Annotated in this window: 17 protein-coding genes and 1 tRNA gene; 8 read left to right on the plus strand and 10 right to left on the minus strand. The window is 68.1% G+C overall.

Annotation, left to right across the window (positions count from 1 at the left end; all coding sequences use genetic code 11):
* Window positions 1-63: 63 nt before the first annotated feature.
* Together DA1_RS11520 and DA1_RS11525 are read right to left on the minus strand one after the other, a co-directional pair.
* Complete coding sequence (locus tag DA1_RS11520; RefSeq protein ID WP_034395401.1) at window positions 64-723, minus strand: RBBP9/YdeN family alpha/beta hydrolase; 660 nt, start codon at window positions 721-723, stop codon at window positions 64-66.
* A 115-nt stretch (window positions 724-838) separates the two neighbouring features.
* Entirely contained in the window at window positions 839-1768 is a 930-nt protein-coding gene (locus DA1_RS11525; RefSeq protein ID WP_016453282.1) for a LysR family transcriptional regulator, read from the minus strand.
* Window positions 1769-1944: 176 nt separating this feature from the next.
* Here DA1_RS11525 and DA1_RS11530 point away from each other — a divergent pair, with 176 nt between their 5' ends.
* Together DA1_RS11530 and DA1_RS11535 are read left to right on the plus strand one after the other, a co-directional pair.
* Window positions 1945-2583: an FMN-dependent NADH-azoreductase gene (locus DA1_RS11530; RefSeq protein ID WP_012206392.1), complete on the plus strand. Its 639-nt coding sequence runs from the start codon at window positions 1945-1947 to the stop codon at window positions 2581-2583.
* 335 nt (window positions 2584-2918) lie between these two features.
* Window positions 2919-3407 carry a hypothetical protein gene (locus DA1_RS11535; RefSeq protein WP_034395398.1) on the plus strand — a complete coding sequence of 163 codons (489 nt, stop codon included), beginning with the start codon at window positions 2919-2921 and terminating at the stop codon, window positions 3405-3407.
* A gap of 91 nt (window positions 3408-3498) precedes the next feature.
* Here the strand turns inward: DA1_RS11535 and DA1_RS11540 are convergent, their stop codons facing one another.
* From DA1_RS11540 to DA1_RS11555, 4 genes are all read right to left on the minus strand, one after another.
* The gene (locus DA1_RS11540) at window positions 3499-4047 is read right to left on the minus strand and encodes an NADPH-dependent FMN reductase (RefSeq protein WP_012206394.1); all 549 of its coding nucleotides are present in this window, start codon (window positions 4045-4047) and stop codon (window positions 3499-3501) included.
* A gap of 95 nt (window positions 4048-4142) precedes the next feature.
* On the minus strand, window positions 4143-4973 hold the full coding sequence (locus DA1_RS11545; protein ID WP_013801689.1) for a MetQ/NlpA family ABC transporter substrate-binding protein: 831 nt from the start codon (window positions 4971-4973) through the stop codon (window positions 4143-4145).
* 62 nt (window positions 4974-5035) lie between these two features.
* Window positions 5036-5701 (minus strand): methionine ABC transporter permease, encoded by a 666-nt coding sequence (locus tag DA1_RS11550; RefSeq protein WP_012206396.1) that lies wholly within the window; start codon window positions 5699-5701, stop codon window positions 5036-5038.
* Window positions 5702-5769: 68 nt separating this feature from the next.
* Window positions 5770-6651 (minus strand): methionine ABC transporter ATP-binding protein, encoded by an 882-nt coding sequence (locus DA1_RS11555; RefSeq protein WP_034395395.1) that lies wholly within the window; start codon window positions 6649-6651, stop codon window positions 5770-5772.
* A gap of 386 nt (window positions 6652-7037) precedes the next feature.
* Between DA1_RS11555 and DA1_RS11560 the strand changes: the two genes are divergently transcribed.
* The 6 genes from DA1_RS11560 (at window position 7038) to DA1_RS11585 (ending at window position 12486) form a co-directional block, all read left to right on the plus strand.
* Entirely contained in the window at window positions 7038-7778 is a 741-nt protein-coding gene (locus DA1_RS11560) for an energy-coupling factor ABC transporter ATP-binding protein (protein ID WP_034395393.1), read from the plus strand.
* Window positions 7779-7795: 17 nt separating this feature from the next.
* Window positions 7796-8389 carry an energy-coupling factor transporter transmembrane component T family protein gene (locus DA1_RS11565; protein WP_034395391.1) on the plus strand — a complete coding sequence of 198 codons (594 nt, stop codon included), beginning with the start codon at window positions 7796-7798 and terminating at the stop codon, window positions 8387-8389.
* Between the two features lie 70 nt (window positions 8390-8459).
* Complete coding sequence (locus DA1_RS11570; protein WP_013801685.1) at window positions 8460-9053, plus strand: biotin transporter BioY; 594 nt, start codon at window positions 8460-8462, stop codon at window positions 9051-9053.
* Complete coding sequence (locus DA1_RS11575; RefSeq protein ID WP_034395389.1) at window positions 9046-10560, plus strand: AMP-binding protein; 1515 nt, start codon at window positions 9046-9048, stop codon at window positions 10558-10560. Before DA1_RS11570 ends, DA1_RS11575 begins: the two co-directional genes overlap by 8 nt.
* Window positions 10557-11756: a thiolase family protein gene (locus DA1_RS11580; protein WP_034395385.1), complete on the plus strand. Its 1200-nt coding sequence runs from the start codon at window positions 10557-10559 to the stop codon at window positions 11754-11756. Before DA1_RS11575 ends, DA1_RS11580 begins: the two co-directional genes overlap by 4 nt.
* A gap of 4 nt (window positions 11757-11760) precedes the next feature.
* Window positions 11761-12486 (plus strand): nitroreductase, encoded by a 726-nt coding sequence (locus DA1_RS11585; protein ID WP_034395379.1) that lies wholly within the window; start codon window positions 11761-11763, stop codon window positions 12484-12486.
* Window positions 12487-12688: 202 nt separating this feature from the next.
* Here DA1_RS11585 and DA1_RS11590 read toward each other — a convergent pair whose 3' ends face one another.
* The 4 genes from DA1_RS11590 to ydiJ all read right to left on the minus strand — a co-directional run bounded on the left by DA1_RS11590 (window position 12689) and on the right by ydiJ (window position 17449).
* Window positions 12689-13507 carry a MetQ/NlpA family ABC transporter substrate-binding protein gene (locus DA1_RS11590; protein WP_034395377.1) on the minus strand — a complete coding sequence of 273 codons (819 nt, stop codon included), beginning with the start codon at window positions 13505-13507 and terminating at the stop codon, window positions 12689-12691.
* A 134-nt stretch (window positions 13508-13641) separates the two neighbouring features.
* Window positions 13642-13992, minus strand: a complete 351-nt coding sequence (locus tag DA1_RS11595; RefSeq protein WP_012206405.1) for a single-stranded DNA-binding protein — start codon at window positions 13990-13992, stop codon at window positions 13642-13644.
* 219 nt (window positions 13993-14211) lie between these two features.
* A tRNA-Pro gene (locus DA1_RS11600) sits at window positions 14212-14288 on the minus strand.
* Window positions 14289-14395: 107 nt separating this feature from the next.
* The gene (ydiJ, locus tag DA1_RS11605; protein WP_034395375.1) at window positions 14396-17449 is read right to left on the minus strand and encodes a D-2-hydroxyglutarate dehydrogenase YdiJ; all 3054 of its coding nucleotides are present in this window, start codon (window positions 17447-17449) and stop codon (window positions 14396-14398) included.
* Between the last annotated feature and the right edge of the window lie 50 nt (window positions 17450-17499).

Raw genomic sequence — 17499 nt, forward strand, 5'->3', positions numbered from 1 at the left:
TTTTGTTTGTTAATGGCCTGTCACCATATAAAGAACCTGCCCTGCCTGCGGCCCGCCTGGCCATCACAGACCGGCAGCCCATGGCGCGCCAGCGCCAGTACCCGCAGAGACGGAGGCATGCGCAGCCGCCACACGTGGCGGACGCGGCGAGCGCGGCGAACGCACGGCAGGCCGGGGCTGGGCCGGCTGCCAGCTGTCGCCCTGCATCAGCGACTGCAGCAGCGCCAGGCCCAGGGGCCAGTCGCCAAAGCCTGATTCGACATTGATGTGCCCCGCGTTCTGCAGCCGCACGAACTCGCTTCCCCAGGCCCGCGCATAGGCGCCGGCCCGGCGGATCGGACAGTAGGGGTCGTTGCTGCTGGCCACCAGCACGCTGCGGTACGGCAGCGGCGCATAGGGCACGGGCGCAAAGTCGGCCAGCTGGGCACGGCGCTCGGGATCGGCCGGCGCCACCAGCAGCGCACCGCGCACGCGCGCACTGGCCTCGGGGCCCAGGTGCGCGGCCGTGATGCAGCCCAGGCTGTGGGCGGCCAGCACCACCGGTTCGGGCCGGGACAGCACCAGTTGCTCCAGCGCGGCCACCCAGGGCTCGCGGTGGGGCACCAGCCAGTCGTCCTGCTCCACGCGCTCGGCATGCGGCAGCTGCTGCGCCCACAGGCTTTGCCAGTGGTCAGGACCGGAGTTGCGCCAGCCGGGCACGATGATGATGCGGTGGGGATTCATGGGTTCTCCTGGACTGTCCATTGCTGGACATGGGCCCCGATTGTGGAGAACACCGCCAACTATCCCAACGAACGTTTTGTTGTTTTCTTATGGCGTGGCGAGGTGCAACCCAACCCTAGCGTACCGCCGGCTCGCGCGTGGCATGGCTGTTGCGCCCCGGCACGGTCTCGCCGAGGAAGTCCAGGAAATGCCGCACGGCCGGCGCCAGGCCGCGCCGCGAGGGGAAGACCGCGTGCACGATGCCCTGGGGCGGCTCCCAGCCCGGCAGCAGGTGCACGAGCCGGCCCTCGGCCAGTTCCTCGTGGCACATGTAGTCGGGCAGCCAGCACATGCCGCTGCCGGCCAGCGCCGCGAATTTCAGCGTCAGCAGGTCATCCACCACATAGCGCGGCTGCAGCTGCAGGCGTTGCTCGCGGCCTTCGGGGCCGACCAGGAGCAGGCTGGACTGGCCATCCACCGCCGACATGGACATGCTGTCCAGGTGCTGCAGGTCGGCCAGTGCACGCGGCGTGCCCTGGCGCTCCAGCAGCTCCGGGCTGGCCACGAGGATCTGGCGCGCCACATCCAGCCGCTTGACGACCATGGAGCCGCTGTCCTCCAGACTGGGGCGCACGCGCAGCGCCACGTCGATGCCCTCCTCCACCAGGTTCACGGGCCGGTTGGTCACCTGCATCTCCACATGCACCAGCGGGCAGCGCTGCAGGAACTGGGGCATGAGCTCGCCCAGCACGGTCTGGGCCAGGGTCACGGGGCAGCTCACGCGGATGGTGCCGCGCGGCTCGGTCTGCACCTCGGCCACGGTGTCGGCGGCGGCCAGGGCCGCATCTCGCATGGCCTGGCAGTGGCGCAGATAGGCCTCGCCCACCTGGGTCAGCGAGAGCTTGCGCGTGGTGCGCTGCAGCAGGCGCACGCCCAGCCGGGCCTCCAGCTCCGCCACGCGCCGCGACAGCCGCGACTTGGGTATGCCCAGCGCCCGCCCTGCAGAGGCAAAGCCGCCGCGCTCCACCACCTCGGCGAAGTACAGCATGTCGTTGAGATCCATCATGTCGCGCGTCCCTCCCCTGTGCTCATTGACTGCAAATTCAGGACAATCTATCGCAATTTCGGCGGCTTATCAAAGACTCTGTCCAAATTCACAATTGATCCCATCGTCGGCCCTACAAGCTTTCCCGAGTGGCCGATCCCAACCGCGATCCCAACCGACATCCCAGGAGCTTTTCCATGCAAGTGCTGCACATCGACTCTTCCATCACCGGCGCCGCTTCGGTGTCCCGCCAGCTGACCGCCCAGACCGTTGCTGCCCTGGTGGCCGCCAACCCCGGCGCCAAGGTCGAATACCTGGATCTGGCCGTGAACGCCCCCGACCACCTGAACGCAGTGTCCATGGGCTTTCGCACCGGACAGGCCGCCACGACGGAAGCCGAGCGCGCACAGAACGCCATCTCCGAGGCCCTGGTGAGCCAGTTCCTGGCGGCCGATGTGGTCGTGGTCGGCGCTCCGTTCTACAACTTCACCATCTCCAGCCAGCTCAAGGCCTGGATCGACCGCATCGCCCAGGGCGGCCGCACCTTCCGCTACACCGCAGCCGGCCCCGAAGGCCTGGCCAAGGGCAAGAAGGTCATCGTGGCCTCCACGCGCGGCGGTGTGTACTCCACCAGCGAAATGGGCCAGGCCCTGGAGCACCAGGAAAGCTATCTGAAGACGGTGTTCGGCTTCCTGGGCATCACCGATGTGAGCATCGTGCGCGCAGAAGGCGTGGCCATGGGCGATGAGTCCAAGGCCAAGGCCCTGGAATCGGCCCGCAGCGACATCGTGCGTGCAGCGGCTGCCGCCAATCAGGAAGCGGCCATCGCCGCCTGAGGGCCATTGCAGCCCGCAGGGGCTGCCTGCTCAATGAATGGACAAGCGCCTGGGTTTAGGCCCAGGCGCTTTTGCTTTTGCAGAGGCACGACAGCGGCCGTGCCGGGCCGTCCGGAATGCTCCCAATGGACTGTGGCGAATAAAAGAGGTATCCGCCTCTGCACCTCCTTTGAAAAAAGCAATGCGCGATGGGCTTTCGCAGACACACGAAGCTGGTAGGCTGAATCATCACCGCCCTATTCGCGGCTTTGTCCGACACGAACCGTCTGTATTTCAGAAGGACGGCGGACCTGCCGATATCCAGGCAGCCTTATTGCATTCACTGCCTTCCATCCATGCCAGCCACAAGCCACCGTCCCCATGCCCGGCCCCGCGGCCCTGTCCATGTCCATGTCCGCCCGCCGTCCGATGAAAACCTGGTGATCACGGTGATTGCCGTGTCCCTGCTGGCCATTACCGTGCTGGGCATCGGCGTCTACCAGTTCATGCAGTACCAGCGCGAGCAGGACCAGGAGCAGCTCAATTCGCGCGTCTACCGCAGCTATGTGCGCAACACCGACGAGGCACCTGCGCCCGAGGAGCCCGAGCAGCCCGCCGCAGCGCCCACCCCCGCCAAGCCCAGCCAGCAGCAGCTGAACCAGGAAATGACGCGCAAGCTGCTGGCCCATCCCGGCGTGACGCCCGGTGCCGGCTTTTCGGCGCCCGGCGTCAAGTCGACGGGCGTGGTGATCATCGACGCCATCGACCAGGCCCAGGCGCGCGAGAAGGCATCGTCCGCCGCGCGCCCTGCTGCGGCGATTGCCAACCCCTCTCCCGCTTCCTGACGCTTCCTGACCTCTGCGCCCACAGGAGCCGCAACGCAAAAGCCCGGCATTGCCGGGCTTTTTTGTGTCTTGAGCGGCCTTGCCGCACCGCTCACTGGTGCTTGCGCGCCCAGGCCGCGAACTTCTGCACAAAGCCGTTCACGAAGTCGCGGCTGCCGGCGCCGATGGAGCCGTCTTCGGCAAACAGGCCGTCCTTGGCCTGGATGAAGATTTCGGGCTGGGCCAGCGTGGGCATGTCGAGGTAGGCCAGCACATTGCGCAGGTGCTGTTGTGCGAGCGCCGTGCCGATGGCACCCACGGAGACGCCGGCCACGGCAGCGGGCTTGCCGGCCCAGACGCTCTTGCCGTAGGGGCGCGAGCCCTGGTCCAGCGCGTTCTTGAGCACGCCGGGAATCGAGCGGTTGTACTCGGGCGTCAGGAACAGCACGGCCTGGGCCGACTGGATCTGGGCGCGGAACTGCTTGACCACGTCCACCTCATTGCCGTCATGGTCCTGGTTGTACAGGGGCAGGTTGTCGATGGCGACCTGCTCGAAGACCAGGCCTTCGGGCGCCAGGCGCGCAATGGCGTCGGCGAATTTGCGGTTGAAGGAATCCTTGCGCAGGCTGCCCACGATGACAGCGACCTTGATCTGGCTCATGCATTGCTCCTGGAGGAAGTGGCGGGAAACGGGCGGGAAAGAGGCGGGAGGGGCACCTCCCGCAAGCAGCCATTATGTGGCCGCGTTCAGCAGGCTCACTGTAGGAAGGAGGGCTTGGCGTAGCCCTGGAACTTGCTGTCCACCACGGCCTTGAATTCGGCGGAGCGGTAGACCTCGGCCAGGTCCTTGGCCCATGCCGTGCCCTGGTCCTTCTTCTTGATGGCCACCACGTTCAGGTAGTGGTCGGGGGTCTTTTCCAGCGAGACGGCCTCGGTCAGCTTCAGGCCCGAGGAGATGGCGAAGTTGCCGTTGATGATGGCGTACTCGGTGTCGCCCAGCGAACGCGGCAGCTGTGCGGCTTCCAGCGGGATGAACTTGAGCTTGCGCGGATTCTCGGCCAGGTCCTTTTCGGACACGCGCAGCGGATCGATGCCGGGCTTGGCCTTGATCAGCCCGGCCTGCTCCAGCAGCACCAGCGCGCGCGCGAGGTTGCTCGGGTCGTTGGGCAGGGTCACGCGGTCGCCTTCCTTGGCCTCGGCCAGGGTCTTGCGGGTCTTGGAATACACGCCCAGGGGGGCGATGGGGCCTTGCACCAACTCCACCAGGTCCAGCTTCTGGTCGGCCGCGAACTTCTGCAGGTAGACACGGTGCTGGAAGAAGTTGGCGTCCAGCGAGCCCTGGGCCAGCGCCAGGTTGGGCTGCACGTAGTCGTTGAACTCCACCAGCTTGACCTGGTAGCCCTTCTTTTGCAGCAGCGGCACGATGCCCTGCTTGAGCTGGTCGATGTTGGAGCCGGCCGTGCCGCCGATCACCAGCTGCTTCTTGTCGGCCTGGGCGTGGGCGGGCAGCGCCAGCACGCTGGCAGCGGCAAGGGCGGCGGCCGAGGCCAGCAGATGGCGGCGCACGAAGGAAAGGGATGCGGTCATGTCGGAATCCTTTTTTTGGGAGAGAGCGGGAAGAAAGAAGAAAGCGGGTCTGGACAGCGCGCTCAGCCGCGCTTGTCCAGGCGGCGGGCCGCCGTGTTGCCCACGAACTGGATGACCTGGACCATGGCCACGAGGATGGTCACGGTGAGCACCATCACATCGGTCTGGAAGCGGTAGTAGCCGTAGCGGATGGCCAGATCGCCAATGCCGCCGCCGCCCACCACGCCGGCAATGGCCGAGTACGACAGAAAGCTCACGGCCAGCACGGTCAGCGCCAGCACCAGGCCCGAACGCGCCTCGACGATGAGCACGCGCCAGACGATCTGCAGCTCCGAGGCGCCCATGGCGTGCGCGGCCTCGATCACGCCGCGCGGCACATCGCGCAGGCACTGGTCCACCAGGCGTGCCAGGTACGGGATGGCCGCCACGGACAGCGGCACGGCCGCAGCCAGCGGGCCGATGGAGGTGCCGGCCAGCCAGCGCGTGAAGGGCACCAGGGCGACCAGCAAGATGATGAAGGGGAAGGACCGCACGGTGTTGACCGTCCAGTTCAGCACGGCGAAGGCCGGGCGGTTGTCCAGCGACTGGCCGGGGCCCAGCAGGAACAGCAGCACGCCCAGCGGGCCGCCAATGAGCACGGCGGCCGACAGGCCGATGCCCAGCATCAAAAGGGTCTGGCCCATGGCCAGCCACAGCTCGGGCAGGATTTCGACGATGTTTTCAGACATGGGAATGCGGAATCGAAAAGAAGGGGAAAACAGGAAGAGGCGAAAAGCGGGAACGGGCGAAAGCCCCGTCAGTGCTCGGAGCCGCCCACGGCGCGCAGCACCACGGGACGGGTGGCGCCGCGCTCGCGCAGGGCCTTGTCGGCGCGCTCCACGCGCAGGGCCTCGAGTTCGCTGCCCAGCAGCGTGGCGCGCTGCGGCGCCTCGTAGGCACGGCCCTGCGGCAGGGCGGGCAGCGTGAAGCGTTCGGCCACCTGGCCCTGTTCGATGATGGCCACCTCGCTGCACAGCGCATCGACCACGGCCAGCTCGTGCGTGACGATGACGATGGTCACGCCCAGGCGGCTGTTGATGTCCGCCAGCGTGGCCAGGATGGAGCGCGTGGTCTCGCTGTCCAGCGCCGAGGTGGGCTCGTCGCACAGCAGCACCTGCGGGCGCGGCGCCAGGGCGCGCGCAATCGCCACGCGCTGCTTCTGGCCGCCCGACAGCTGGGCAGGATGGCTGGCCGCCTTGTCGGTCAGGCCGACGATGTCCAGGCACTCGCGCACGCGCTGCTCGATCTGGGCACGCGAATGGCCACCGTGGATGCGCAGCGGAAAGGCCACGTTCTCGAACACGGTGGCGTTCTGCAGCAGGTTGAACTGCTGAAAGATCATGCCGATGTTCTGGCGCGCCTCGCGCAACGCGCGGCGGCCCAGGTCGGTCAGGCGCTGGCCTGCCACCACCACCTCGCCGCTGTCGGGACGCTCGAGCAGGTTGATCAGGCGCAGCAGCGTGGACTTGCCCGCGCCGCTCTTGCCGATCAGGCCGAAGACCGTGCCCTGGCCGATGTCCAGTGATACCGAACGCACGGCATCGAAGTGCTTGCCATCGGCTGTTACAAATTTCTTTTGCAGGTCGCGCAGGCGGATCAGCGCGTTTTCCGGGGCCAAATGGGCGGTCTGAACGGTCATGGAGTCTCGGTTCGGCAGTGAGAACGGTCCTGGGGTCGGCAACGGCAGCCTTTGCACCGCCATCTCCAGGCAATGGCGCGCAATTTCCGGGCCCTGTGCTGAGGAGTTGGACGCAGTTGCAAACCGATGGGCATGCGTTGTCTTGCGTCGTCGCCAAGCACAGGCGAATCCCCAGGATCTGCCGTCATTAGTGTTCTAACGAGTGTGTTGCAAAACGTTGTTCAAACAAAAGAATAAAAAATACGGTGCTTATATCGATTGCCGTCTTTCAAGCCTTGATGTACGGCCTGGACGGCATTGCTAGAATCCGCCCCCGACAGGCCTGTACAACGGCAAGATCCCTTGCGGTTGCGTGCATTACAGGTAAGTGCCCGCTTTCCTTTGCCATGCCCGAATCCTCCCGAACTGCCGACCGTCCTGCCAGCACCGCCAGCCTGCGCGTGGAAGCCGTGCGCCTGCGGCGCGGCATCACAACAGTCTTTGACGGCCTCGACCTGCGGCTGGACGAGCCTCGCGTGGGCCTCATCGGCGACAACGGCGCCGGCAAGACCAGCCTGTTCCGCCTGCTGTGCGGCCTGGATGCGCCCGAGGCCGGGCGCGTGCTGCTGGACGGCACCGAACTGCACGAGGCCCGTGCACAGCGCCCGGGCCAGGTCGGGCTGATGTTCCAGAACCCCGACGACCAGATCATCTTCCCCACCGTGGAGGAAGAGCTGGCCCTGGGTCTGCGCCCTTCGGGCATCTCGCGGCGCGAGGCCACGGAGCGCGCCCGCGCCCTGCTGGCCAGCCGCGGCCTGGCCGACTGGGCTCCGCGCGCCGTGGCCGGGCTCAGCCAGGGCCAGCGCCAGCAGGTGTGCTGGCTGGCCCTGCTCATTGCCGCGCCGCGCGTGCTGCTGCTGGACGAGCCCTTCGCCAGCCTGGACCTGCCGGGCCAGGCGCGGCTGGCCCGCGACATCGCGTCCGCCGAGCAGCAGGTGCTGGTCTCCACCCATGTGCTGGACCACGTGCGCAGCTTTGGCCGCGTGCTCTGGCTGGAGCGCGGCCAGGTGCGCGCAGACGGCCCCGGCCACGCGGTCTGCGCGGCCTATGAAGCCGACGTGGCCCGCCGGCTGCAAGCGCAGGACTGACGCAGGAGCCGGCCGCCATGGGAAGCCTCTACAGCGAATACACCAGCTGGCTCCATGCCTGGAGCGCGGGCCGCAAGCTGCTGCTCATGGCGCTGCTGGGAACGGGCCTGTTCCTCATCGATTCACCGTGGCTGCTGGCCCTGGCCGGCGCCGCCTGCGGCCTGCTGTGGCTGTCGCTGGGCCGCGCCACCGAGGGCGCACGGCGGCTCATGCTGTCGGTCACCGTGGCCGCCCTGCTGGTCGCTGCCTTCCATGTGTGGATGCAGCACTACGCCCTGGCCGCCGCCAGCGCGCTGCGCCTGGTCTGCGCCTCCACGCTGGGCATGGCGCTGACCGTGAGCACACGCCCCAGCGATCTGGTCGATGTGCTGGAGCGGCTGCTGGCGCCGCTGGAGCGCATCGGCATCTCCCCCGAACAGGTGGCCCTGCAGCTGGCATTGATGCTGCGTTTCACCGAGCATTTCGTTGTGCAGTGGAAGCGCATGGACGATGCCCACCGGCTGCGCACGGGCCGCGCCGGCGGCCTGCGCCTGATTGCGCCGCTGACCATCCACATGCTGCAGGCCACGCGCCGCGTGTCCGACGCGCTGTGGGCGCGCCTGGGCCGCTGAGGCCTGCCCTGCCCCATTTCCCGACCGATCCATACGCAAAAGCCTTGCGAGAACCTTCCGAGAACCGTCCATGACCGCCCCCTCCACCGTCTCACGCGCCTCTGCGCGCTCCATGGCCCAGGTCTCGCTGTTTGCGGCGCTGATGGCGGTCATGGGCCTGATTCCCAAGATCGACCTGCCGCTGGGCGTGCCCATCACCATCCAGTCGCTGGGCGTAATGCTGGCCGGCGTGATGCTCGGCCCCTGGCGCGGCATGCAGTCCATGCTGCTGTTCCTCGCGGCCGTGGCCGTGGGCCTGCCCCTGCTGTCGGGCGGGCGCGGCGGCATTGCCGTCTTCATGGCGCCCTCGGCCGGCTACCTGCTGGGCTACCCGCTGGCGGCCTGCATTGCCGGCCTGGTCATGCGTGCGCTGCCCCAGGGCTCGCCCCGGCGCGCGGCGTTCAGCGCCTTTGCAGCCTCGGCGCTGGGCGGGCTGGTGGCCCTGCATGCCTTTGGCGTGCTGGGCCTCATGCTGATGGCCAAGCTCAGCCTGTCGCAGGCCTTCATGGCCACCTTGCTGTTCGTGCCCGGCGATCTGATCAAGTGCGTGCTGTGCGCCCTGGTGGTGCACACGGTGGCGCGCGGCATGCCGGACTGGCCGTTCGGAGGCCGCCAGCATGGTTGAGCCGCTCGCGCCCCACCCGCTGGCCGCGCCGCTGCAGCACCCGTGGACCCTGGTCCATGGCCCGCTGGAGCATTGGGCCCGGCAGCGCCCCGATGCGATGGCGCTGCAAAGCGAGGCGGGCCAATGGAGCTTTGCCGCGCTGCATGCCGCCGTGCTGCAGCGCTCGGCCGCGCTGGTGGCCAGCCAGGCGCCAGAGATGCTGCTGCTGGACACGGGCGGCAGCGCCAGCACCGTGGATGCCATCGTCGATTTCCTCGCCATCCTGCACAGTGGCCGCTGCGCCGCCGTGGCCGACCCCGATTGGCCCGAGGCCGTGCGCCAGCGCATCGAAGGCTGGCTGCCCAGCGCGCCCAGCCCGCTGGCCGAGGCCACGGCCACCTGCGCCTTCTACACCGGCTTCACCTCGGGCAGCACCGGCCTGCCCAAGGGCTTCATGCGCCACCACCGTTCGTGGACAGAGAGCTTTCGCGTCTGCCTCGAGGACTTCGGCGCCGTGGCCGCGCAGCGCACCATGGCGCCCGGGCGCATCTCGCATTCGCTGTTCCTGTTCGGCGTGATGCAGGGCCTGTGGTGCGGCGAAGGCGCCGTGGTGCAGGAGCGGTTCTCGGCGGCGCGCTGCCTGGCCAGCCTGGCGCGCGGCGAAGCGCCCTGCCTGGTCGCCGTGCCCAGCCAGTTGCTGCTGATGCTGCAATGGTCCGCACACCGTGCGCTGGCGCCCATCCCCGAGGTGGAGCTGATCATGATCAGCGGCGCGCGCTGGATGCGCGCCCAGACCCCGGCCCTGCGCGCGCTGTTTCCGCGCGCACGCATCATCGAGTTCTACGGCGCCTCGGAAGCCAGCTTCATCGCCTGGATGGAGGCCGACGAACAGGCCCCGCCCCAGGCCGTGGGCCGGCCCTTCAGCAATGTGCAGTTGCAGATCCGCCCCGCCACGCAGCAGCCCGGCGACCAGCCCCTGCAGCCAGGCGAGGACGGCCTGATCTACATGCGCAGCCCCATGCTGTTCATGGACTATGTGGGCGAGGCGCGCGACGGCACGGCCGCGTTGCGCGACGGCGAATGGCTGTCCGTGCGCGACATGGGCCATATCGATGCCGGCGGCCAGCTGTGCCTGGCCGGACGCCAGAGCCGCATGCTCGTCACCCAGGGCAAGAACCTGTTCCCCGAGGAAGTCGAGACCCTGCTGGCCGCGCATCCGGGCGTGGCCCAGGTCTCCATCCAAGGCCTGCCCGACGCCCTGCGCGGCATGCAGGTGCACGCCGTCGTGCAATGGCACGGCGCCGCGCCCGCAGGCTCCGCACAGGCGCTGGCGGCCTGGCTGCGCGAGCGGCTGGAAAGCTACAAGCTGCCGCGCCAATGGTGGAGTTGCGCCGACTGGCCGCAGACCGCCAGCGGCAAGACCGACCACGGCCGTCTGGCGCGCATGCTGGCGGCCACGGCCACGGCCACCGCCACGGACACTGGCCAGGCACTGCCCGGCGAACCCGCGCTGCTGCCCCTGCCATGAACCCGCAAGACGCCCCCGTCATCCTGGCCTGGGCGCGCAGCCCCGTCGCCCCCGTGGGCGGTGCGCTGCGCGAGCTTGCCGCGCACGAGCTGGGCGCGCCCGTGCTCCAGGCCCTGCTGGCCCGGGCCGGCCTGCCTGCCCGGGCCGTGGATGCCGTGGTCTTAGGCAACGCCCTGGGCGCAGGCGGCAACCCGGCCCGCATGCTGGCCCTGGCTGCGGGCCTGCCGGAGCGCTGCGCGGCCCACAGCGTGGACACTCAATGCTGCTCTGGCCTGGACAGCGTGGCCCTGGCTGCGGGCCTGCTGCTGTCGGGCCAGGCCGATATCGTGGTGGCCGGTGGTGCCGAGGCCTGGAGCCGTGCCCCCATCCGCCAGACACGCCCGCGCCATGCAGGCGAGTTGCCCGTCACCTATGACCGCCCCGCGTTCGCTCCCGACCCCGCACGCGACCCGGACCTACTGCAATCCGCCGCAGACCATGCACTGGCCCACGGCATCACCCGCGCCGTTCAGGAGGCCCATGCCATCCACAGCCACGCGCTGGCGCTCGCGCACCGCGACCGGCTGACCCAAGAGATCGTGCCCCTGGCCGGGCTGGACCACGACGCCTATCCGCGCGCCCTGAATCCGGCCCGCGTTGCCCGCATGCCCGTGGTGGCCGAAGCGGGCGGCGCCGTTGACGCCCATGCACGCCAGCGCCATGCGCTGAGCACACCCACCATCTCGCCCAAGGCCGATGGTGCAGCCCTGGTGCTGCTGGCCACGCCGCAGGCCTGTGCACGCCTGGGCCTGCAGCCACGCGCCCGCTGGGTGGCCAGTGCCTCGCTGGGCCATGCGCCTGAAACACCGCTGGTCGCCGCCGCACTGGCGACCCAACAGGTGCTGGAGCGTGGAGCCGCAGCGCTGCAGCTGCCTTGCCTGACTGCGGAAGAGCTCCAGGCTGTGGAGCTGCACGATGCCTTCGCCGTGCAGGCCCTGGCCTTTGCCGAAACCCTGGGCCTGCCGCTGCAGCAGCTCAACACCGGCGGCGGCGGCCTGGCGCGCGGCCATCCTATTGGCGCATCGGGCGCGGTTGCGCTGGTGCGCATGCTCTCAGACCTGCACCGCACGCCAGCAGCCCACAGACCGGCCCTGGGCCTGGCCGCCATTGCCGGTGCGGGCGGCATAGGCGCGGCCTGCCTGGTACAGGCACTTTGAATCCATGGACTCCGCATTTCCCATGTCCGCCAAACCACCGTCCGACACCCTTCCCTTTGGCGATGCGCATGAAGCCCTGGTGCACGCGCGCCGCTCCGTGCGCGCCTACCGGCCCGATCCCGTGCCGGACGCGCTGCTGCACCAGTTGCTGCAATCGGCCCGCCGGGCGCCCAGCGGCGGCAACCTGCAGCCCGGCCAGTTCATCCAGGTGCGCGGCAGCCTGCGCGGCGCACTCACACAGGCACTGCTGGCCGACTGGCAAGGCGGAGCGCCTGAGCGCGAGGACTACGGCTACTTCCCCCGCCCCATGCCCATGGCGCTGCGCAAGCGCCAGGTGGCGTCGGCCCAGGCCCTGTACAGCGCCCTGGGCGTGGCCCGCGAGGACCGTGCCGGGCGCGACGCGCAGTTCGGCCGCAACTACCGCTTCTTCGACGCGCCCGTGGCGCTGGTCGTGAGCATTGACGCCCGCTTCGGCGCAGGCGGCTACATGGACCTGGGCATGACCCTGTACGGCCTGCAAATGGCTGCAGCCGCCCAGGGCCTGGGCAGCTGCGCCATCGGCGCCCTGGCCTCCTACCCCGACACCGTGCGCCGCGTGCTCGACCTTGCGCCCGGCGAGCACATCGTCTGCGGCCTGGCCCTGGGCTGGCCCGACGAGGCCGCCCCCGTCAACCGCACCCAGACCACCCGCGCACCGCTGGGCGAATACTTCAGAGTGCTGGGAGAATAAAAAAAGCTGCCGAAATCGGCAGCTTTGCGAGCTCGCGCCCACTAGTACGGGTCATGGCGATGGCACCACCAAGGCCCAACTCGGGGACACCGAGGAAGGGCCTACGCCGGCCGCGCCGCCCCGCACCGAGGGTGTCGTCCCCCTCCCCCGCGAAGCGGGTAGAGAGGGGGAAGGCGCGTCAGCGCCTCAGGGGGTGCGTTCTTCAGAACGCAGGGATCACCGATCCCTTGAACTGCACATCGATGAACTGGCGCACTTCATCGGAGTGGTAGGCCTTGATCAGCTGCGCCACCCAGGGCTTGCCCTTGTCGGCATCGCGCGCGACCAGGATGTTCACATAGGGGTTCTTGGCGTTTTCCTGCGCAATGGCATCGGTCTTGGGGTTCAGGCCTGCCGAGATCGCGAAGTTGGTGTTGATGGCCGAGGCGTCCAGGTCATCCAGCGAGCGTGGCAGCTGGGCTGCGTCCAGCTCCACGAAGCGCAGCTTCTTGGGGTTGGAGACCACGTCCAGCGGCGTGGCCTTCAGGCCCGCGCTTTCCTTGAGCTTGATCAGGCCCTGGGCCTGCAGCAGCAGCAGCACGCGGCCACCGTTGGTGGGGTCGTTGGGGATGCCGAACTTGGCGCCCTGGGGCAGGTCGGCCAGCTGCTTGATCTTCTTGGAATAGATGCCGATGGGGAAATTCACCGTGTCGGCCACCCAGCCGATCTTGTAGCCGCGGTCGCGCACCTGGGCGTCGAGGTAGGGGCGGTGCTGGTAGCTGTTGGCATCCAGGTCACCGGCAGACAGCGCCGCATTGGGCTGCACGTAGTCCCCGAATTCAACAATCTGGATCTTCAGGCCGTTCTTCTCGGCGACCTTCTTGACCTGCTCCATGATCTGGGCGTGCGGGCCGGCCGTGACTCCGACCTTGATGGGCTTGTCCTGCGCCTGCGCGGGCATGGCCAGCAGGGTCATGGCGGCGGTGCTGGCAATCGCGGCGGCCGTGAGCGCGCGGCGGAGGAAATGGCGCTTGGTGGGCATGGATGCGGTTCCTTGTAACCTGTCAAAAACACAGGCGCACACTGTAGCGCCAACACAGCGCGCGGCGGCCGTACCGGCACACTGCGGCTAGACAGTTTTTTCAGTAGCTCACAACCGGCGCCGCAGCGCGGGCGTCAGCGGTCCTGGAACTCGGGCGTTGCCATCACCTGGTGGGCCACGACGTCCAGCACAGGGTGGGGTTGTTCCTGGCGGTCTATCCAGACCTTGGGCGTGAAGCTGCCACGCAGCGCCACGGCATCGCCTTCGATCAGATTGCGCAGCACCTCGCAGGCCTGGGCATCGAATGCAACCACGTTGACCGGGATGGAGGTGCCATCGGATGCCTCGGAACGCACGCGGGCCACCATGAAGGGGCGCCGATTGCGGTCGCTGCGGTGTTCGGGCGTACCGGTGAGTCTGCCGGTAATCAGTCCATCCATCATGTGCGAGACCAGGAAGAAATCGTCAGTTACAAAAGACGCCATTGTAGGTGCAGGTTTTACGTGCCCAGACCGGGACGCGCATCTTCGCGGTGCATGGACTTTTCATGCGCTGGCTGCCCTCGCCATCCGTGATGGACCTGCCTGGCGAAGCTGCACTTTCTCTTCGCAGCAAGGCGCCATCGCATGCGAAATCGAACGCGCAAAAAAAACGAACGTACAAAGCAAAAAGCTCCTGACGTTTCCGTCAGGAGCTTTGCGTTTTGGTCGGCGTGGCGGGATTCGAACTCGCGACCCCTTGCACCCCATGCAAGTGCGCTACCAGGCTGCGCTACACGCCGAAGCATTGAATTATAGGGACTAAAAACAGGCCTTCAGGGAAAACGCAGAGATTTTTCAAAAATGTCTGCAAATTCCTGAAATGGCGACGATCAGCCCCCGCATCTTCTCACCCCTGATGCGTGGCGCGCACGTGGTCCAGCAAGGCCTCCAACGGATGGCGCAGCTGCCGTGCAGACAGTCGCTTGACCTGGCTGCGGCAGGAGTAGCCGGTGGCCAGCGGCTCGCCCAGGTTCTGCTTGCTCTCGATCTGTTTCGCCCATGACTGGGCATAGATGGTCTTGGAGGTCTCGAGGTTGCGCGCCTCATGCCCGTAGGTGCCCGACATGCCGCAGCAGCCCGTGGCCTCCACGCTCAGGCGCAGCCCCCGTCGCTCGAAAAGCTGCGTCCACTGCTTGCCGCTGTCGGGCGCGTTGGTCTTTTCAGTGCAGTGCGGCAGCAGCCGGTAGGCCACGCTGGCCACGCTGGTCACTGCCTCGGGCAGCACCTGCAGCAGCCACTCCTGGGGCAGCGCGACCTTCGGCACCTCGCCCATGCCCGGCACCTTGAGGTATTCCTGCCGATAGGCCAGCGTCATGGCCGGATCCAGCCCCACCAGCGCAACGCCGGACTGCGCCAGTTGCGCCAGCTGCGCGGCATTGCGGATGGCCGCCTTGGCAAAGGCGCCCATGAATCCCTGCACATGCAGCGGCTTGCCATTGGGCAGCAGCGGTGCCAGCCAGACCTGGAATCCCAGGCGCGCCGCCAGCTCGATCAGCACCTGCAGCTGGCCGGTCTCGAAGTAGCGGGTAAAGCTGTCCTGCACGATGACCACGCTGCGCGCGCGCTGTTCGGGCGTGAGCGCAGCCAGCGCCTGCGCATCGGCCGCGCGCACCTTCCATTGCCGCAAGGTGGCTGCCAGGTCCAGCCGGCTCAGCAGCGGGCCATCGACCATGCCGATGCGACGGCTGAGCACATCGCGCATCCATGGCGAGCCCATCACCCCGTTGTAGAGCGCGGGCATGCGCGCCAGCCACGGCATGGTGAACTCCAGCGAGCCGATCAGGTAGTCGCGCACGGGCCGCAGGTAGCGGCGGTGGTAGAGCTCCAGAAAGCGCGAGCGGAATTCGGGCACGTTGACCTTGACGGGACACTGCCCGGCGCAGGACTTGCAGGCCAGGCAGCCGGCCATGGCGTCATAGACCTCGTGCGAGAAATCGGCCTCGCCGCGGCGCGCCGCGCGGCTGTTGCGCCAGCGCGCGGCCAGGCTGGACAGGAGGGATTGGGGCCGCTGCGCGACCTCCAGCACGTTCACGCCGGCCTGCCCCTGCAGGCGCAGCCATTCGCGCATCAGCGAGGCCCGGCCCTTGGGCGAATGCACGCGCTGGCGCGTGGCCTTCCAGGACGGGCACATGGCGTCGTCCGGGTCGAAGTTGTAGCAGGCGCCGTTGCCGTTGCAGTGCATGGCCGCACCATAGCTTTGCCATACGCGCTCGTCGATCTGCCGGTCCAGCTCGCCGCGCGTGGTGACGCCGTCCACCTTGAGCAGCAAGGTCTTGCTGGCCGGCGGCGTGGCGATCTTGCCGGGGTTGAGCTGGTTGTGCGGGTCGAAGGCGGCCTTGAGCTGCTGCAGCGAGGGATACAGCTCGCCGAAGAAGGCCGGCACATATTCGGAGCGCAGGCCCTTGCCGTGCTCGCCCCACAGCAGGCCGCCATGGCGCTGCGTGAGTTCGGCCACCGCGTCGGAGATGGGGCGCACCAGGGCGGCGTCCACGGGGTTCTTCATGTCCAGGATGGGGCGCACATGCAGCACGCCGGCATCGACGTGGCCGAACATGCCGTACTGCAGGCCGTGGCTGTCCAGCAGCGCGCGGAACTCGGCAATGAACTCGGGCAGGTTCTCGGGCGGCACGGCCGTGTCTTCGACAAAGGGCTGGGGCCGCGCCTCGCCCGCCACGTTGCCCAGCAGGCCGACGGCGCGCTTGCGCATGGCATAGACGCGTTGCACCGCCGCATTGCCTGCCGCCAGCGTGTGGCCCAGCCGCTCCACCGAGGCGTCGGCGCCCAGGTGGCCGAGGAAGGCCTGCACGCGGCCATCGACCTCCTGCGGATCGTCGCCGCTGAACTCCACCAGGTTGATGCCCAGCGTGGGGCGCTGGCCGTCCTGCGGGAAGTACTCGGCCACGCTGCTCCAGACGAAGTCCTTCATGGCCAGCAACAGCACCTTGGAATCCACCGTCTCAATGGACAGCGGCCGGTGCGCCATCAGCGCGCGCGCATCGCGCAGCGCATCCATGAAGCCCGCATAGCGCACGTTGACCAGCACCGAATAGCGGGGAATGGGCAGCACGTTGAGCTTCGCCTCCACCACGAAGCCCAGCGAGCCTTCGGCGCCGCACAGCACGCTGTTGAGGTTGAAGCGCCCGTCGCCTTCGCGCAGATGGGCCAGGTCATAGCCGGTGAGGCAGCGGTTGAGCTTGGGAAACCGCGCCTCGATCAACTCCGCCTGGTCCTCGCTGATGCGCCGCGCAGTGCGGTGCACCTTGCCGATGCGCCCCGAATCGGCGCACATGCGCTCCAGCGCCTCGGCATCCAGCGGTGCGCTGTGCAGGCGCTCGCCGCCGAGCAGCACGAAGTCCAGCGCCAGCACGTGGTCGCGCGTCTTGCCATAGGTGCAGCTGCCCTGCCCGCTGGCATCGGTGTTGATCATGCCGCCGATGGTGGCGCGGTTGGAGGTGGACAGCTCGGGGGCAAAGAACAGCCCGTGCGGCCTGAGCGCGGCGTTGAGCTGGTCCTTGACCACGCCTGCCTGCACGCGCACCCAGCGCTGCTCGGCATTGATTTCGAGGATGCCGTTCATGTGCCGCGACAAGTCCATGGTCACGCCATGCGTGAGCGACTGGCCATTCGTTCCGGTGCCGCCGCCGCGCGGTGTCAGCACCACATCGCGGAACTCAGGCCGCGCCAGCACCTGCGCCGCCCTGGCCACATCCTCGGCGTGACGCGGGTAGATGGCCGCCTGCGGCATGCGCTGGTAGATGGAGTTGTCCGTGGCCAGCACGGTGCGGCTGGCATGGTCCGTGTCCACGTCGCCCTCGAAGCCGGCGGCCTTCAGCGCTTCAAGAAACTCAAGGTATTCGGCAGGCACGGGGGCGCCGGCGTGGGGCAGTGGGGCAATCGACATGGAGGGCAAGGTGGGGAGTTTTGTTGCAGGCGATCAGCCCAGGAAACCCA

It is taken from the genome of Delftia acidovorans NBRC 14950 (genome assembly GCF_001598795.1).
Taxonomy (GTDB): Bacteria; Pseudomonadota; Gammaproteobacteria; order Burkholderiales; family Burkholderiaceae_C; genus Comamonas; species Comamonas acidovorans.

What these genes read in the sequence shown, in the direction of transcription:
- DA1_RS11595 (WP_012206405.1), bottom strand. Translation starts at nt 13,992, where the DNA reads ATGGCGTCTTTTGTAACTGACGATTTCTTCCTGGTCTCGCACATGATG.
- DA1_RS11545 (WP_013801689.1), bottom strand. Translation starts at nt 4,973, where the DNA reads ATGACCGCATCCCTTTCCTTCGTGCGCCGCCATCTGCTGGCCTCGGCC.
- DA1_RS11520 (WP_034395401.1), bottom strand. Translation starts at nt 723, where the DNA reads ATGAATCCCCACCGCATCATCATCGTGCCCGGCTGGCGCAACTCCGGT.
- DA1_RS11580 (WP_034395385.1), top strand. Translation starts at nt 10,557, where the DNA reads ATGAACCCGCAAGACGCCCCCGTCATCCTGGCCTGGGCGCGCAGCCCC.
- DA1_RS11550 (WP_012206396.1), bottom strand. Translation starts at nt 5,701, where the DNA reads ATGTCTGAAAACATCGTCGAAATCCTGCCCGAGCTGTGGCTGGCCATG.
- DA1_RS11540 (WP_012206394.1), bottom strand. Translation starts at nt 4,047, where the DNA reads ATGAGCCAGATCAAGGTCGCTGTCATCGTGGGCAGCCTGCGCAAGGAT.
- DA1_RS11560 (WP_034395393.1), top strand. Translation starts at nt 7,038, where the DNA reads ATGCCCGAATCCTCCCGAACTGCCGACCGTCCTGCCAGCACCGCCAGC.
- DA1_RS11585 (WP_034395379.1), top strand. Translation starts at nt 11,761, where the DNA reads ATGGACTCCGCATTTCCCATGTCCGCCAAACCACCGTCCGACACCCTT.
- DA1_RS11555 (WP_034395395.1), bottom strand. Translation starts at nt 6,651, where the DNA reads ATGACCGTTCAGACCGCCCATTTGGCCCCGGAAAACGCGCTGATCCGC.
- DA1_RS11525 (WP_016453282.1), bottom strand. Translation starts at nt 1,768, where the DNA reads ATGATGGATCTCAACGACATGCTGTACTTCGCCGAGGTGGTGGAGCGC.
- DA1_RS11570 (WP_013801685.1), top strand. Translation starts at nt 8,460, where the DNA reads ATGACCGCCCCCTCCACCGTCTCACGCGCCTCTGCGCGCTCCATGGCC.
- ydiJ (WP_034395375.1), bottom strand. Translation starts at nt 17,449, where the DNA reads ATGTCGATTGCCCCACTGCCCCACGCCGGCGCCCCCGTGCCTGCCGAA.
- DA1_RS11565 (WP_034395391.1), top strand. Translation starts at nt 7,796, where the DNA reads ATGGGAAGCCTCTACAGCGAATACACCAGCTGGCTCCATGCCTGGAGC.
- DA1_RS11590 (WP_034395377.1), bottom strand. Translation starts at nt 13,507, where the DNA reads ATGCCCACCAAGCGCCATTTCCTCCGCCGCGCGCTCACGGCCGCCGCG.
- DA1_RS11575 (WP_034395389.1), top strand. Translation starts at nt 9,046, where the DNA reads ATGGTTGAGCCGCTCGCGCCCCACCCGCTGGCCGCGCCGCTGCAGCAC.
- DA1_RS11535 (WP_034395398.1), top strand. Translation starts at nt 2,919, where the DNA reads ATGCCAGCCACAAGCCACCGTCCCCATGCCCGGCCCCGCGGCCCTGTC.
- DA1_RS11530 (WP_012206392.1), top strand. Translation starts at nt 1,945, where the DNA reads ATGCAAGTGCTGCACATCGACTCTTCCATCACCGGCGCCGCTTCGGTG.